Annotated in this window: 18 protein-coding genes; 14 read left to right on the forward strand and 4 right to left on the reverse strand. The window is 27.8% G+C overall.

Annotated elements, in window-relative coordinates:
- Window positions 1-45 precede the first annotated feature (45 nt).
- From VN21_RS16895 to VN21_RS16935, 9 genes are all read left to right on the forward strand, one after another.
- Window positions 46-705, forward strand: a complete 660-nt coding sequence (locus VN21_RS16895) for a transmembrane-type terpene cyclase (RefSeq protein ID WP_046824294.1) — start codon at window positions 46-48, stop codon at window positions 703-705.
- A 97-nt stretch (window positions 706-802) separates the two neighbouring features.
- Entirely contained in the window at window positions 803-1,969 is a 1,167-nt protein-coding gene (locus VN21_RS16900; RefSeq protein WP_046824295.1) for a MalY/PatB family protein, read from the forward strand.
- A 14-nt stretch (window positions 1,970-1,983) separates the two neighbouring features.
- Window positions 1,984-2,694 (forward strand): selenium cofactor biosynthesis protein YqeC, encoded by a 711-nt coding sequence (gene yqeC / locus VN21_RS16905; RefSeq protein WP_046824296.1) that lies wholly within the window; start codon window positions 1,984-1,986, stop codon window positions 2,692-2,694.
- A 1-nt stretch (window position 2,695) separates the two neighbouring features.
- Entirely contained in the window at window positions 2,696-3,271 is a 576-nt protein-coding gene (gene mocA, locus VN21_RS16910; protein WP_046824297.1) for a molybdenum cofactor cytidylyltransferase, read from the forward strand.
- A 10-nt stretch (window positions 3,272-3,281) separates the two neighbouring features.
- Window positions 3,282-4,298 carry a molybdopterin-binding protein gene (locus tag VN21_RS16915; RefSeq protein ID WP_046824298.1) on the forward strand — a complete coding sequence of 339 codons (1,017 nt, stop codon included), beginning with the start codon at window positions 3,282-3,284 and terminating at the stop codon, window positions 4,296-4,298.
- Window positions 4,299-4,473: 175 nt separating this feature from the next.
- Complete coding sequence (locus VN21_RS16920; protein WP_046824299.1) at window positions 4,474-6,102, forward strand: ABC-F family ATP-binding cassette domain-containing protein; 1,629 nt, start codon at window positions 4,474-4,476, stop codon at window positions 6,100-6,102.
- Window positions 6,103-6,359: 257 nt separating this feature from the next.
- On the forward strand, window positions 6,360-6,566 hold the full coding sequence (locus tag VN21_RS16925; protein WP_046824300.1) for a hypothetical protein: 207 nt from the start codon (window positions 6,360-6,362) through the stop codon (window positions 6,564-6,566).
- Window positions 6,567-6,687: 121 nt separating this feature from the next.
- A complete protein-coding gene (locus VN21_RS16930) occupies window positions 6,688-6,927 on the forward strand; it encodes a hypothetical protein (RefSeq protein WP_046824301.1) in 240 nt (79 codons plus the stop codon).
- Between the two features lie 283 nt (window positions 6,928-7,210).
- A complete protein-coding gene (locus tag VN21_RS16935; RefSeq protein WP_046824302.1) occupies window positions 7,211-8,233 on the forward strand; it encodes a hypothetical protein in 1,023 nt (340 codons plus the stop codon).
- 525 nt (window positions 8,234-8,758) lie between these two features.
- Here the strand turns inward: VN21_RS16935 and VN21_RS16940 are convergent.
- Window positions 8,759-9,136 carry a hypothetical protein gene (locus VN21_RS16940; RefSeq protein ID WP_046824303.1) on the reverse strand — a complete coding sequence of 126 codons (378 nt, stop codon included), beginning with the start codon at window positions 9,134-9,136 and terminating at the stop codon, window positions 8,759-8,761.
- Between the two features lie 267 nt (window positions 9,137-9,403).
- Here VN21_RS16940 and VN21_RS16945 point away from each other — a divergent pair, with 267 nt between their 5' ends.
- From VN21_RS16945 to VN21_RS16965, 5 genes are all read left to right on the forward strand, one after another.
- Window positions 9,404-9,721 (forward strand): hypothetical protein, encoded by a 318-nt coding sequence (locus VN21_RS16945; protein ID WP_046824304.1) that lies wholly within the window; start codon window positions 9,404-9,406, stop codon window positions 9,719-9,721.
- A gap of 18 nt (window positions 9,722-9,739) precedes the next feature.
- Window positions 9,740-10,390 carry a hypothetical protein gene (locus VN21_RS16950; protein ID WP_046824305.1) on the forward strand — a complete coding sequence of 217 codons (651 nt, stop codon included), beginning with the start codon at window positions 9,740-9,742 and terminating at the stop codon, window positions 10,388-10,390.
- 50 nt (window positions 10,391-10,440) lie between these two features.
- On the forward strand, window positions 10,441-11,349 hold the full coding sequence (locus VN21_RS18040) for an HNH endonuclease (protein WP_052952133.1): 909 nt from the start codon (window positions 10,441-10,443) through the stop codon (window positions 11,347-11,349).
- 289 nt (window positions 11,350-11,638) lie between these two features.
- Entirely contained in the window at window positions 11,639-12,148 is a 510-nt protein-coding gene (locus tag VN21_RS16960) for a TDE2712 family protein (RefSeq protein WP_052952134.1), read from the forward strand.
- Between the two features lie 424 nt (window positions 12,149-12,572).
- Window positions 12,573-13,055, forward strand: coding sequence for a GNAT family N-acetyltransferase (locus VN21_RS16965; RefSeq protein ID WP_046824306.1), 483 nt, complete (start codon window positions 12,573-12,575; stop codon window positions 13,053-13,055).
- Window positions 13,056-13,424: 369 nt separating this feature from the next.
- Here the strand turns inward: VN21_RS16965 and VN21_RS16970 are convergent, their stop codons facing one another.
- From VN21_RS16970 to VN21_RS16980, 3 genes are all read right to left on the reverse strand, one after another.
- Window positions 13,425-14,285, reverse strand: a complete 861-nt coding sequence (locus VN21_RS16970; RefSeq protein ID WP_046824307.1) for an SDR family oxidoreductase — start codon at window positions 14,283-14,285, stop codon at window positions 13,425-13,427.
- A 95-nt stretch (window positions 14,286-14,380) separates the two neighbouring features.
- Window positions 14,381-14,875, reverse strand: coding sequence for an alpha/beta fold hydrolase (locus VN21_RS16975; protein ID WP_052952135.1), 495 nt, complete (start codon window positions 14,873-14,875; stop codon window positions 14,381-14,383).
- 191 nt (window positions 14,876-15,066) lie between these two features.
- Window positions 15,067-16,470 carry an alanine/glycine:cation symporter family protein gene (locus VN21_RS16980; RefSeq protein WP_046824308.1) on the reverse strand — a complete coding sequence of 468 codons (1,404 nt, stop codon included), beginning with the start codon at window positions 16,468-16,470 and terminating at the stop codon, window positions 15,067-15,069.
- Window positions 16,471-16,753 lie beyond the last annotated feature (283 nt).

A 16,753-nucleotide genomic window follows, 5' to 3' on the forward strand; every position in this document is an offset into this window, starting at 1 on the left:
TATATATACAAATTTATTTAATAGATTTAATATAGGGGTGAAAATTTGAAATTTGAATTATGTTTACAAGTTTTGTGTGGAGTATTTTGGAGTATAGCTTATATTTTGATAATACATAAAAGTTTTAAAGATAAAACTTATGGAATGCCTTTATTTGCACTAAGTCTTAATTTAGCTTGGGAGTTTACTTTTAGCTTTATATATCCTCCAGGAGATTTAGTTTTTGCCAAAATAATATTTTTAACTTGGTTTTTACTTGATTTAATAATATTATATACTTTTTTCAAATATGGATATAAATCTAGGAAATATATAGGTATTATAAGTAAAAAATCACTATATATTTTTACTGTACTTATTTTAGCTTGTTCGATATTATTTATGATTTTATCTGTGAATGATTTCTCAATATTATTTAATAATGATATAACTCAGACATCAGGGTTTATTGCAAATATACAAAACTTAATCATGTCTATATTGTTTGTAAGTATGCTTTTGAATAGAGGCAATACTTCAGGACAGTCTATCTATATAGCTATATTTAAATGGATGGGAACATTGACTATTGCTATTTTAAAATTTACTAATATGTTACCATCAATAACTACTGAATTATTTATAATAGCTTTAATTCAATTCTTTGATATACTATACATTTATTTAATCTATAAATTTTCAAAGAGAAAAAATGCTTTAAATTAAGTATAAAATAAGATATAAACTCTTATGAAACTTGAAAAACTTATAGGATTAATATAAAATTTAAAATATGTAAAATAAAATTCAGGGAGGGATGAGTATGTATAGAGATAGTTTTAATGAGGGAGTAAATAGACTTGGAACAAACGCTGTTAAATATGATAAATACAAAGAAAATTTCAATACAAATGAAGATGACATAATTCCTATGTGGATTGCAGATATGGATTTTAAAAATTGTGATGAAATAACTAAAGCATTACAAAATAAACTATCTACAGGAAATTTAGGATATGATACAGTTAATGGTTATTATGAATCTGTTGTAAAATGGATGAGAAATAGACATAATGTAGATATAAATGTGGAAGATGTAGTATATACTCCAGGAGTAGTAACTGCTATAAACTTCTTACTGAAAATTTTAATAAAAGAAAATGATAAGGTATTAGTTCAATCTCCTGTTTACCATTCATTTTTTAGAGTGTTAAATGAAAATAAATGTGATGTAGTTCAAAGTGAATTATTTATAAAAAACAATAGATATGAAATAGATTTTGATGAGTTTGAAAATAAAATATCTACAGGCGTTAAAGTTCTTATATTATGCAATCCTCATAATCCAATCGGAAGAGTATGGACTAAAGAAGAACTAGAAAGAATAGTAGAAATATGTGAAAGTTATAAAGTTTTTATAATAAGTGATGAAATACATTCAGATCTAGTATTTAAAGGATACAAACATACTTCATTGACAACAGTAGCACCTTATTATAAAGATAATATAGTAACTTTAACAGCTCCTAGTAAAACGTTTAACTTAGCTGGGTTGTATGTTTCAAATGCTATTATAACTGATGAAAAATTAAGAAGCAGATATAAAGAACTATTCAGCACAACTCCTAATGTTTTAGGTGCGGAGGCTTTAATTGCAGCATATAACAAAGGAGAAACATGGCTTGAAGAGTTGCTTGAATATATAGAAAGTAACTACAATTATGTATTAAAATTTGTAAATGAAAATGTACCTAAAATTAAAGTAATAAAGCAAGAAGGAACATTTTTAACTTGGTTAGACTGTAGAGAATTGGGATTATCGGATGAAGAATTAGAAAGATTTTTCCTTGAAAAAGCTAAATTAGCACTAAGTACTGGAACAGCTTTTGGAAAAGGTGGCAGTGGATTTATGAGAATGAATATAGGGTGCCCGATATCTACTGTTAAAGAAGCTTTAGAAAGATTAAAAAATGCAGTAGATAATATATAAATTTGGAGGTAAGTATGCTAGAACAATTACTAGAGATAAAGGTAAATGACGTTATAACAGTTGTTGGAGCTGGAGGCAAAACATCTTTGATAACTTATCTAAGTAAACAACTCTCTAGTGAACATAGTGTTTTACTAACTACGACAACAAAAATATATATTCCAAAATCAAGTGACTATAACAATATTATACTAACTGATAAGAGTAATACCTTTATCTTGGATAAAGGTATTACTCTTTGTGGTAAATATATAAATGAAGAAAATAAAGTAGTTGGATTAAACTATGAAAAACTAGATGAATTTATAAATAAGTTTGATATAAGTTTGATTGAAGGTGATGGATCCAAAAGAAAAAAGTTAAAGGGATGGAGATATGATGAGCCTTTAGTTCATCCTAAAACAACTAAAAATATTGGCGTTTTAGATATAACTGCATACGATATGTATATAAGTAATAAATATATACATAGATTAGATGAATTTTTAAAAATTTGTGGAGAAGTAGAAAGCAGAATTACTTTAGAGAATCTTAAAAACATAGTTCTAAATAGAAATGGATTATTTAAAAATTCAATTGGAGAAAAAATATTATTTATAAATAAAGTAGATAATGAAAAAAGGGAAAAATTAGCTGATAAGCTTATTAGTATGATAAAGAAAGAAGATGAAAGTATAAAAATAATATATGGAAGTTTAATCAAAAACTTCTATAAGGAAGGTTAATATGATTAGTGCTATAGTAATGGCCTCTGGATTTTCAAGACGAATGGGAGAAAATAAATTATTAATGGATTTCAATGGAAAGACAATAATAGAAAATACATTTGAAGCTTTAAAAAAATGTGACTTTAAAGAAGTTATAGTGGTCAGTCAGTATGAAGAAGTTTTAAAAATTGCAAACAAATATCAATTTAAATTTGTATTAAATGATAATGCGCAGATAGGTCAAAGTGAATCTATAAAGTTAGGGATAAGAAATAGTGGTAAATACGATGGATATATGTTTTTTGTGGGAGATCAGCCATTAATAAACAATGATGATCTAAAAGAACTTATTAATGAATTTGAAAGAAAAAAAGAATATATAGTTATACCAAGATATGATAATAAAACTGGGAACCCAGTTATATTTCCCACATGTTTAAAGAATAATTTATTAAGTTTAAAAAATGATGAAAAAGGTAAAAAAGTTATTAATGAATATGATAAAATAAAGTATGTAAATGTAAGTAAATACACACTTTTAGATGTGGATACAAAATTAGATTATGAAAACTTAAAAAACTTAAAAGGCAACTAGGGGAGGGTATATGAAACAAATAAAAACAGTTGATGCCATAGGACATGTGTTATGTCATGATATAACACAAATAATACCAGGTGAATTTAAGGGAAGAGCATTTAAAAAAGGACATATAGTAAAAGAAGAAGATATAGAAAAACTTTTATCATTGGGGAAAGATCATCTATATGTATTTGAAAATGTTGAAGGCATGGTGCATGAAAATGATGGAGCTATATTCTTAAAAGATTTAACTGCAGGCGAAAATTTAGAATTCAGTGAAATCAAAGAAGGAAAAATAGACTTTATATCTACAGTTGATGGTCTTTTGAAAATAGATATTGAAAGACTGTTTAAGCTAAACTGTATTGATGATATAATGATGTCAACTTTACACAATAATTACAAAGTACACAAAGGGCTTAAGGTTGCAGGAACAAGAGTTATACCTTTAATGGTAGAACAAGAGAAGTTAGATAAAGCTAAACTTGTTGTAGGCGACGATAAATTAATAAAAGTTGTTCCATTTAAGAATAAGAAAGTAGGAATAGTAACTACAGGTAATGAAGTTTATTATAAGAGAATTGTAGATAAATTTGGACCTATAATGAAAGATAAAATGGATTCTTATGGATGCGAAGTATTAGGACAGATAGTTTGTCCAGATAACACGGAAATGATTAAAGATGCAATAGATAACTTTTTAAACCAGGGTGCAGATATTATACTTTGCACAGGGGGAATGAGTGTAGATCCAGATGACTTAACTCCAGCAGCTATAAAAATGTCTGGAGCTGAGATTGTAACATATGGTTCACCGATACTTCCTGGGGCTATGTTTTTATTAAGTTATAAAAAAGACACAGCGATTCTTGGTATACCAGGGTGCGCTATGTATGCGAAAACTACTGTTTTAGATGTTGTATTACCGAGAATTTTAATAGATGAGAAATTAACAAAAGAAGATATAGCAAGATATGGGCATGGAGGTCTTTGCATGAGCTGCGATATATGTACATATCCTGCTTGTAACTTTGCTAAATAGATATAAAACATAGAAAGGGATCTTAAATAGATAGCTTTCTATATTTTTTGTGTAATTTCAACTTATACAGAATAAACTTATTGATTCTATAGAGTTGACTAAGTTACAATTTTGTTATATCATTAGAAGAGTTGTAAAATTTTATAAATTTTAGTAGTAGAAAGGAAATATGCGAATGTTACAAGTTACTAATGTAGGACTTAGATTTGGTGATAAAGAGTTATTCAAAGATGTTAACTTAAAATTCACTAAAGGAAATTGTTACGGGATAATAGGAGCTAATGGTGCAGGAAAATCAACTTTCCTTAAAATATTAGCTGGTGATATAGAAGCAAATACTGGAAATGTATCTATAACTGAAAAAGAAAGAATGTCAGTTCTTAGACAGGACCACTTCAAATACGAAGAAAACACAGTTTTAGATGTTGTTATAATGGGACATGCTAGACTATACGAAATAATGAAAGAAAAAGATGAATTATACATGAAGGCAGACTTCTCAGAAGAAGATGGTATAAAAGCTGCTGAACTTGAAGGTGAGTTTGCTGAACTTGATGGATGGGATGCAGAAACTAATGCAGAAAAATTATTAATGGGTCTTGGTATAACTAAAGATGTTCATTACAAGCAAATGAAGGAATTAACAGGTGGAGATAAAGTTAAGGTATTATTAGCTCAAGCTTTATTTGGTAAGCCAGAAATACTAATAATGGACGAACCTACAAACCACTTAGACTTCCAATCAATAAACTGGTTAAATAACTTTATAATGGATTTAGAAGATTCTATAGTTATAGTTGTATCACATGATAGACACTTCTTAAACCAAATATGTACAAACATAGTTGACGTTGACTTTGGTAAAATACAAATGTATGTTGGTAACTATGACTTCTGGTATGAGTCAAGCCAATTAGCATTACAATTAGCTAAAGATCAAAATAAAAAAGCTGAAGAAAAAATAGCTCAATTAAAAGAGTTCATCGCAAGATTCAGTTCAAATGCTTCTAAAGCTAAGCAAGCAACTTCTAGAAAGAAACAATTAGATAAATTAGAAGTAGAAGATATACAACCATCAAGAAGAAGATATCCTTATGTAGGATTTACTCCTGAAAGAGAAATAGGAAACGAAGTTTTAGAAGTAAACAACTTAACTAAGACTGTAGATGGAGTTAAAGTATTAGACAACGTATCTTTCAGATTAGATAGAGAAGATAAAGTAGCATTCTTAGGAGATGAGATAGCTATAACTACATTATTCAACATAATAATGGGTGAAGATACAGCTGATAGTGGAGATTTCAAATGGGGAGTAACAACTTCTCAAAGTTACCTTCCTAAAAACCACAATAAATACTTTGATGGTGTAGAATACTCATTAGTTGACTGGTTAAGACAATACTCTGAAGAAAAGAGTGAAAGTTTCATAAGAGGATTCTTAGGTAGAATGTTATTCTCTGGAGAAGAAGCTTTAAAAGAAGCTCAAGTTTTATCTGGAGGAGAAAAAGTTAGATGTATGTTATCTAAGTTAATGTTATCAAACGCTAACGTTTTAGTATTAGATGATCCAACTAACCACTTAGACTTAGAGAGTATAACTTCTGTAAATAAAGGTTTAGAGAAGTTCTCAGGAGTATTAGTATTTAACTCTCATGACCAAGAGATGATACAAACTCTTGCAAATAGAATAATAGAGATAACTCCTAACGGAATAATGGATAGAAAAACTACTTTAGATGAGTATTTAGACAATAAAGAAATACAAAAGCAATTAAAAGAAATGTACGGAGATGCAAAGAAATAATTGCTATAAATAGATAGACTTTAAAATGAAACACTCAATCTATGTTATATAAGGTTCAAAGTTATATGTTAACTTTGAAAAATGATATATAACATAGAAATGAGTGTTTTTTATTATTTTCTATGTTATGTGTTAGATAAAATTTAGAAAATAATAAAGTATAAAGGAGTATTAAAAATGCTACTAGAAGACTCTATTAAAAAAATTTTTATTAGAATTAGCTATTAAATGTGCAAGTAAAGAAACTATTAGAAATTATGAAAATTCGTCTTCTATATGATATGATTTTAAAATTTATATCAGAAAATTTAAAAGAGAATATAGTAGTTTTCAATGCAAAGTCTTATAATATTTTTATATCTAGTAACGGTTATGTAGTTGAGATTCATGAAGATAGAACCTGTGATAAATATATTATAGATAAAGAGATATTTAGAGCTATTTCTAATCAAATTAAATTATAATAAAAGTATGATTTTATTTAATAGTACAAATAAAGATATTAAATCATTGGCATTATTATAGTAGAATATAGTTAAGTAAAATAACATAACTATAAATTAGAATTTGGAGGGAGTGAATACTATGGGAAAATGTCATGTAATTAGTGCAAAACGAATGGGGTGGGAACAAATGTATGATTACTATACCTTTCCAGTTAATGAATATAATAAAGAAGAAGCTATGGATCAGTTTTGTATTGTTCAAAAAGAAACAATGAAAAATAACGGTCAATGGTATCCGTATACTGCATATGAATATAATGGAGAAATATATCATTCCATTATTTATTCTGGTATTGCAGATGAAAGTGAATTTGATTAATAAATTTTTAGTTTATGAAGAAGGTTTTGATACCTTCTTTTATTATGCAATTAAGAACGCAATAAGAAATAAACAACCTATAAGAATATTAAAGGTGAAGCTAGAGTGAAATATTATCAGTAAGCTTTTAGTTTAGAAATGTACTAATGGGAAAATTCCCGTTAGTTTTTTTATATTCAACCATTTTAATTTGTTGCAAGAAATTATTAGTTTGTATATATAGAAAATAATTTGCAAGATAATGTATAATTATACTATAAACAAATAAAGAGGGGAGAAAATTATGAAGCAACCCAATATTATTAATTTATTTAGATGTACAGAAAGACAATATGCAGAGTCGTTTTGTGAAAAAGGCAATATGAAATTTAATACACCAGGATATTGGATTGAGTTAGAAAAAGAAGAAGGCAAAGGTAGAGGGGACTTGCTAGAAGGTGTTTGTGCAAGTGTTCATAAAGAGGATATACCAATGTTAGCGCAACTAAAAGATATTAGGGAAAATATATGTGGAGAAACTATCGACAATATTACATATCTAAGGAGTAAAGATATTTTAGAATTACCAAGTTATTGTTTTTTTGGTCTTGATGTTAAGGATTTTTCAGATGTAAAAGGAGATAAATATGGGCAAAATAAATATCAAACAACTGTGATACAGCAATACTTCAAAGATTTTTCAGACAATACTACTAAGGAAGTAGCTAAGGAGTTACCTATGCATAAGCAACCTGTTTTAGTAATGATTAATAATCCAAATAAATTCTTTGAAAGACTTATCAATTATCTTATAGAACTTGGGTTAAAAAGAGAAGAAATATTAATAAATCCTGTTGAGTATATTGATAAGAGCAAAGGATTTTATTCTCTAAAAGAATTATATCCTGGGGAGTTATTCTTAAAAGATAGTAGCTTTGAATATCAAAGAGAGGTAAGGGTAGTTATAAATACTAAAAATAAAGAGATATTATCAAAACTATCTAGTAATAATAATATTATAAATATTGGGGATTTAAGTGATATAGCTAATATAGAAGAATTTTATTATGATAAGGATATGCTTATACAAAAAGAAGAAAATACTTTAATATACCTTCTTCCTGAAGAAAAAGTATACCCTTTAGATGAGGTAGAAAAAATGGATTTACTAGGGATTGCACAGGCTATCATAAGTGATGAGAAAGATCAATGTGGCTATAAGACAGATGAAGAGAAAGAAGCACTTATGAAAAATATTGAAGAGGTGTTAATGAGAAACTATAATATAGAGATATTATGGGAAGAATGCATCGCTAGGCATGTGTAGCTTAAGCATTTATAAATAAAATGAATAATTTATAGGAATAGAGATTCTTTTAAATAATACTATCTATTCTTTATATACTGAATAGTGTGATTTTATTAAATGTCTTTATCACGCGTTAAGAATTTAATGGTTCTGTTATACATTAAAAATTTATTGGAATAGTCTTCCGTATAAGGGTTATATCTGAATAAACACCATAATTTTTCTTTTTTCTATCCAAATACTATTTGTGATAGTAAATTCCATTTCTAGGATATATATATTCAGTAATTGGAACATCAATCCCATTTACTTTTTTGAAGCAGGGCAACATTTTTCAATAAGTGAATTATTTTTATTTATATCATCTTCACACGGGTCATAAATACAATTAAAGTGATAATGTAATTTATCTTGAGTAAGTATAATTCTATCTTCTATTGTTGTATCAAATTTATCTCTGCTAAGTATAAACTTATTACCATAAGAGTACAATTCAGCATTATTTAACGTACATTTATTTACAAGGTCATCACTTTTATTTTTTTAATAAGTTCGTATTGTTACTTCATTATTTTTGTTAAAATATATATCTATAGGAATTTTATTTTCATCATTAATATATAAAAAGTAAATTATAGGATTACGCTTACTTTTTTCTAACTTCAAAAGTGGGTCATTTGTTTTATTAGCCTTATTATTTTGAGATATGGAGACATAACCTAATGAAAGTGTACCTACAAATATTATCAATACACTACAAAAACTTAATATTTCACCTGATGAAAAAGTAGTTATATAAGGTTTTGCTATAGTGCTTCCATACAAAAAGGATTTATCAATAACAATTACTATTACAAAACCAATAATGATTGTCATTAATAAGATAATTAGAAATGCCACTGTTGTTTTTTGAATGTTCATATTTTGCTCCTGGATTATGGAGAATTCAAGGTATATTATACTATTAAAGCCTAATCTATAGTATAAGGGGATAATTTATAATAGGGAGTTTCTCAATAAAATATCGAATTTATTAAGAGTTATAAAAAAGCTAAGAAATTAGATTTAATCTATTTTTTTTAGCTTTTTTTATATATACAGACTTGTTTTTGCAAAAATCGACAAAGTATATGATATATAATATTATAGGAATTAATTGCATTGTAGGTATAAAGGAGGAAAATTTATATGAAAGAATTTAACTTAAAATCTGGAACAAGTGTAATAGTAGAAAATACTAAAATAACTATATTAAGGAATGATGGGAAGAGTGCAATGAAAGGTTTATTTGTTGGAAGAGCAATGGGGCAGATGGTTATAAGACTATCATCAGTATCTGGTATGATACAATATGCTGATTATATGTTAATTTGTTCATCTGGACTACCAACACCAAATGAGTTCAAAATATCAAATATAGCAGATATAAAACAATATCCTAACTGTATAGTAGGAAAAGAAAATGAACTCAAAGAAGTATATGATTATATAAATAATCTAATTTAGTTTATAAAGGAGATTTAGATGAATAAATTGGTTGAAGATTTCAAAAGCTTAAGTAAATCCAAAAGAGCATTGATAGGAATTGTATTTTTTCCAATAACTTTAATAATTTTAAGCATTAATAGCTTAAGGAAAGCAATTATAAATAAAAATATAAGTAAGATTATCTTAAGTTCTTTCTACTCATTAATCTCATTAGCCATTTTTGCTAGTTTAATTAATACAACTGAATTATACATCGGTATGAGTAATAAATCTAATGAAGGGCAACAACAATCATATGAAAGTGAAAATATAGATACCTTAGATAATGAAGTAGGTGTATTAGAAGAGATGGAATCAGAAGAAAAAATTGATGAAAATAAAAATCCATTTGGAACAGTAATGGAAAAACCAGTTATGAATGGTTCAAAGACAGAAAGGATAGGTACATACGCAGAAGTTATGTCTGGTGGTATAGAAATAAACAAGGATAATCTAATTCAATTTTATAATGAAGTTGTAAAAGATAGTGAATATAATTGGGTAACGTTAAATATAGATGGAGAAACAGGACTTCAATTTGCAGGTTCTACTCATATATTTACATATGGAACTCTTGATAAAGAGAGTTGCATAGTAGAAGATAAAGGTACCGGATTTGTATATGATGATAAAATTGATTACGAGTAAGATTATATAGTATAAAACGTACAATAAAATTAAAGAAAGAGGTAGGAACAATGTTTTTAGTTATAATTATAATGCTATTTATAGGTTGGAAAATATATGAGTATGCATATTACAAAGGGGAAAATTTCAACAAGTTAAAGAAAGATTTAAATGATTACATTTTAAATTGCAATGCTTTAAATGATCATATTGAAGAACTTAAAGAAACTTATTCAGATGTTAAAAAAGTAAATTATGGAAGTGCAGAATTAAATGATACAAGCAGATATAATTTTAAAAGAACAGAGCAAGTAAAAGCAAATAAATCAGAATATATTCATGAATGTTCTGCAACTGTATGTAAAAATGCAGAGCAACAACCTTTTAAGTATTTATGTAAGTATTTTAATATAAAGGCAAATGAAGAATCATTAGAGAGTTTTGAAAATGTATTAAATAATTTTTCTGCTGCAGAGGAAGGAAAATTATTACTAAATAATGAACTTGAAAAAATAAAAGCATCTATGAAAAATGATATTCCATACCTTATTAGAACGTTTAGCATGAAGAAGTTCATGTTAAAGCTAGGCTTTAAAGAAGTTGATTTCAGTACATTATATTTTCCTACATATACATTTAGATATGTAAGTCCTGGTGGAAATAAATCAACTCGTTGTGATATCGAATTAGACATAAATAACTTGAATGATTTTGTAGAATATCTTTCGCAACTTGTTAAGTTTAAAAAAAGTGCTGCAGGGCAAAGAGCATTAATGACTTCAAAGTTAAGAGAAAAAATAAAACAAAGAGATAATTTTACTTGTCAAAAATGTGGGTTATCTACAAATGATGAAAAAAATCTATTGCTAGAAATCGACCATATAATTCCGATTTCAAAAGGAGGTATGTCTACAGAAGAAAACTTACAAACGCTTTGTTGGAAATGTAACCGTACAAAGGGTGCAAAAGTAAATATATAAAGTGAAGAACGTCTATGTTCTACTTTTTTAAATATAGGAGGTATTTTTTTAGAATTAGTGTAAAATTATAGTATAATATTGGTTAAAAAATTATAGAAATAGGTAATATTCCTGATTTTGTGATATACTGGTAATATGGTAGAACTTTCAAAACTGTAAAATATTCAATCAGAGTTGTTTCTATTCACAAGCTAATTAGGGGGGCTACTGGGAACAGAAACTGAAGATTAATTTAAGTGGAGAGTAGTTCGCAGATAAAAAATATTTAAATAAAAAAGGGGGATTTAACTTGGCTAAAATTGTAATTAAACGTGAAATTTTAGAAATGATGCTTTATATTTGGGATTCAGTACATCAAAAGGAAAAGATAGCAGATTCATTTTTTATAGGACTATCGGACCAACCGGATATGAAATATCTATATGATGAAGAATTTACAAAGGAATCTGTAAGAAAGGTACTTTCTGCAATTTCAAACAGAGAGCTTCTGAATAAACCAACAAAAAAGGAAAGTAGATACTGGAACAAACATATGTGGATGCTTGAAGATTTGGAATTTACAAATATGATGATAGCACCAGTAAAGCAGCTTAACTTAGATGATATGGAAGATAAATTAAGTAAGGAAGAATATGAGGTAATATTTATTCCAGGACATATGGATGAATATTATATTGATGAAAATAAATTAATAATCAATTTCTTTAATATTACAGTAGATTTATTTGGGGAAGGGCCAGTAACAATAGCAGGAAAACCATTTAAGGAATATATAGAGGAAAAGCTTCTTAGTATGTAGCTAGGAGCGATTAAATACTCATAAGGTTATATAGGTAATTAAATAATTAAGATTTGTCTAATCTATATTATTTATGTACTGTGAAACAAGACCAGCAAATTTTGCTGGTCTTTATTTCTTACATATTACACTTAGAATTTATAACTTCTAAGGGAATAATGTGTAGAAAAACTACTCTTGATGAGTATTTAGATAATAAAGAAATACAAAAGCAATTAAAAGAAATGTATGGAGATGCAAAGAAGTAATTTAATTGTACATTATATAAATTTTATAAAATTATGAATCAATATACTGAATTATTGATTAAATAAAATATGCGTTGACGAATTATTATTTAGTTGTTAAACTAATTCTAAATTATTGTTTAGATTATAAATAAAAATTTAGAATTAGGTATAAAAAATAAAAGGGGGCAACAATAGTGAATATAAGAAATGCAACTATAGAAGATTTACAAGTAATCACTGAGGTTGAATCAAGATGCTTTCCTGAAGCAGAAGCAGCTTCAGAAAATGATTTCAGAAAAAGATTAAGTGTATATCCTAGTCATTTTTGGCTTTTAGAAGATAATAATAAAGTTATTGGATTTGTAAATGGTATGGTTACAGATGAATCAATTCTACGAGATGAGATGTTTGAGGATGCTAGCCTACACAATGAAAATGGTCAGTGGCAAATGATTTTTGGTGTAAATACTATACCAGAGTATCGTAGACAAGGTTGTGCAGAAAAAATAATTAGTAAGGTTATTTCAGATGCTAAAAATCAAGGTCGTAAAGGATTAGTGCTTACATGTAAAGATAAATTACTTCATTATTATGAAAAATTTGGATTTAAAAATGAAGGTATATCTGAATCAACACATGGTGATGCAGTATGGTATGATATGCGTTTAACGTTTTAATACAATGTGAATTATATCTATAAATAGATTTAAAATAAAATATAGAATTTATTCTAAAAAATAAGTGCTATAATAACCTGACTATAGCACTTATTTTTTATTGGAAATATAGTAGTATATATGGATTAATATACAAAAAGGTATGAAAATGCTCAGAGTATTAATATTTAACTATCATCAACAAGAGATGACATAAACTCTTGCAAATAGAATAATAGATAGAAAAACTATTCTTGATGAATTTTTAGATAATAAAGAAATACAAAAGCAATGTACGGAGATGCAAAAAATAATTTAATTTTAAATATAAAAAACACTTAATCTATAATTTATAGATTGAGTGTTTTTTATATTTAAAAATTATTATAACTATCCATTTACTATTTCTCCACCGTTTACATGTATAGTTTGACCAGTTATAAAAGATGCCTCTTCACTGGCTAAAAATACATAAGCACCAGAACACTCTAGTGGTTGACCAGCTCTTTTCATTGGGTTATTACTACCGAATTTTGCAACCTCTTGTTCAGAAAAACTTGAAGGTATCAATGGAGTCCATATAGGTCCTGGAGCTACTGCATTAACTCGTATTCCTTTTGTTGCTAGTTGCATAGATAAAGATCTAGTGAATGTTGTTAATGCTCCTTTAGTCATAGAGTAGTCTAATAGTGTTTCATGTCCATGATATGCAACTACAGATGTTGTATTTATTACACTATCACCACATTGTAAATGAGGCAGTACAGCTTTTGTTAGATAAAATGCTCCATAGACATTAGTTTTAAAAGTTTTATCAAATTGCTCATCATCTATGTCAGTTAAGTTTTGTTGTGTGTATTGTACTGCTGAATTATTTATTAATATATTTATTTTTTTATATTCTTTTAAAGTAGCATCTACAGCTTCTTTACAAAACTTGCTTTCTTGTATGTCACCTTTAATTAAAAGGCATTTTCGACCCTCATCTTCAACCTTTTTCTTTGTGAACATAGCATCATCATCTTCGTTATAGTATATTATACTTATGTCACATCCTGATTTTGCAAAAGCAATAGAAACAGCTCTTCCTATTCCGCTATCTCCACCACTAATAATAGCTACTTTATCTTTTAACCTATCGTTTGGTTTATTATATAAGGGACTGTCATATATAGGACTTGGTGCCATTTTATACTCAAACCCAGGTTGACAATCTTGATGTTGCTTTGGAAATGAAGTTGGAAAAACCATAATCTTATTCTCCTTTTAAAATTTAGTATATGATTATGATTTCCATGTGAGTATAAATTATTCTTATTGGAATATTAGTCAGTCTATATTTAAAATTAATCAATATTTAAAAAAGCTTCAAGAGATTTATTTATATCATCTTTGCATTCATAAAAAGCTCCATGACCTCCATCGGTCAAAGAAACTAGAGTAGAATTTTCTATGGTATCCCTCATATATTCAGCAAAAGAATATGGACACACGGTGTCATGTACACCATGCAATATTAGAGTAGGTACTTTTATCTTAGATAAATCATTAAATAGTTCTTCATCTCTAAGTGCATACAGTGAATTTATACTAGACCACCCAGCAGCTTCTAAACAAATGTCAAAAAAACAGTCTAATATTCCTTGACTAGTAAATTTATAGAAAAATGATTCAGATGTAGTTCTTATTGCCTGAGGTCTATCATTTTTAAAATCATCTATAATACTGTTTACTTGATCTATAGTATATCCATATGGCCAACTAATAGATTTGGTCCATCTAGGAACGGCAGCACTAAGCAAGCAGAGTTTCGATACTCCGTAACCATTAAATTTAGCCATGTATCGTGAGCATATTGCACCACCCATAGAATGACCATTAACAAATAACCTTACATTTTTTCTACTCTAATAAAATATTTCATAATATACCTCCCGTATATGTTGTCCTTATATATTATGGTAGTTTGTATATATTTGTTAATGAATTAAAAAAAGCACTCTTTAAATAGAGTGCTTTTTATTATATAAACCTATGCGGTAGGTTTTTTCTTTTTATTTTTACTACTAATTCCACCATTTATACGGATATAATCGCTATGAACAGACTTAACAACTCCAGTAAGAGCTAATAAACCAATTAAGTTAGGAATAACCATTAATCCATTGAACATATCAGACATTGTCCACACTATTGATACTTCACCTAATGTACCAAGTAATACACAAACAGCTACAAGTAATCCATAAATTTTAACTGCTTTTGTACCAAATAGATATTTGATATTAGCTTCTCCGAAGAAGTACCATCCGATTATAGTAGAGAATGCGAAGAAGAACATACAAATAGCTATAAATATATCTCCAAACTTACCAAACACTGATGAAAATCCTGCTTGAGTAAGAGCAGTTCCTATAAGAGAAGCATCTGGAGTAACAGAACGTGTTGTAATTATAACTAAAGCGGTTAGGTTTAATATAACAAAAGTATCTATAAATACTCCCATCATAGCAACAAATCCTTGTTCTGAAGGATAGTCAACTTTTGCAACTGCATGAGCATGAGGAGTAGATCCCATACCAGCTTCGTTAGAGAATAATCCACGTGCTACACCTTTACTCATAGCTTTTTGAATAGTAGCTCCTATAACACCACCTGCTATTGATTGAGGTGCAAAAGCTCCTACAAATATCTCTTCAAATGCTAAAGGAATATTTTTAAAATTAACTAATATGACAATTAAAGCTCCTATAATATAAAATAATGCCATAATTGGAACTATTGTTTCTGTAACCTTTGCTATTCTACTTATTCCACCAGAGAATACTGCTATTGATATTAAAGCTAGTACAATACCTATAATAAGCGGATTTATCCCAAATGCTGTCTTAAAAGCATCTGCTATAGAATTAGATTGAACTGCATTTCCCATAAAGCCTAAGGCTAATATAATAAATATAGCAAAAAAACTAGCCAGGACTTTACCGAATTTGCCTTTGAATGCTGCTTCTATGTAGTAAACTGGTCCACCTGTTACTGTGCCGTCTTCACCTATTTTTTTATATTTTTGAGCCATTGTTGCTTCAGCGTAAATTGTTGCCATACCGAAAAATGCACTAACCCACATCCAAAATATTGCACCAGGACCTCCAACAGCTATTGCAGTAGCGGCACCTGCTAAGTTACCAGTACCTACTTGAGCGGCTATTGCAGTTGCTAATGATTGAAATTGAGACATTCCATCTTTATCAGCTTTTTCACCTTTTTTAAATAATCCACCAAAAGTTCTTCTAAAACCTTCTCCAAAACCTCTAATTTGAATGAATTTTAATTGGAATGTGTACCATACACCTGTTCCTACAAGCAAGAATAGCAAAATATTCTTATCCCACAAAACACCATTTACAGATTCTACAATTTTTGTTAATAACTCCAATACAACACAACCCCCTTGGTATTTTTATTTTGCATACTATTTTGAATTAAATATGCTTAATATATATCAAAGAATTTTTTCAGTGCGTAGTTATAAAGATAAAATAAAAAGAAAAATTCTGTGATAACGACAATAAGTTTAAGTGGTGACAATCTAAGAAGTTATTTTTAAGATTAAATTTGAAGTGATATTGAAAAAATTAAGTTTAAAAAGTTATTTTAATTATATTGTATATCTGTTTATTTTTATCTGCAATATAAATTGCAATTTATATAAATATAGT

This window comes from Paraclostridium benzoelyticum (assembly GCF_001006285.1).
In the GTDB taxonomy this organism is placed as follows: Bacteria; Bacillota; Clostridia; order Peptostreptococcales; family Peptostreptococcaceae; genus Paraclostridium; species Paraclostridium benzoelyticum.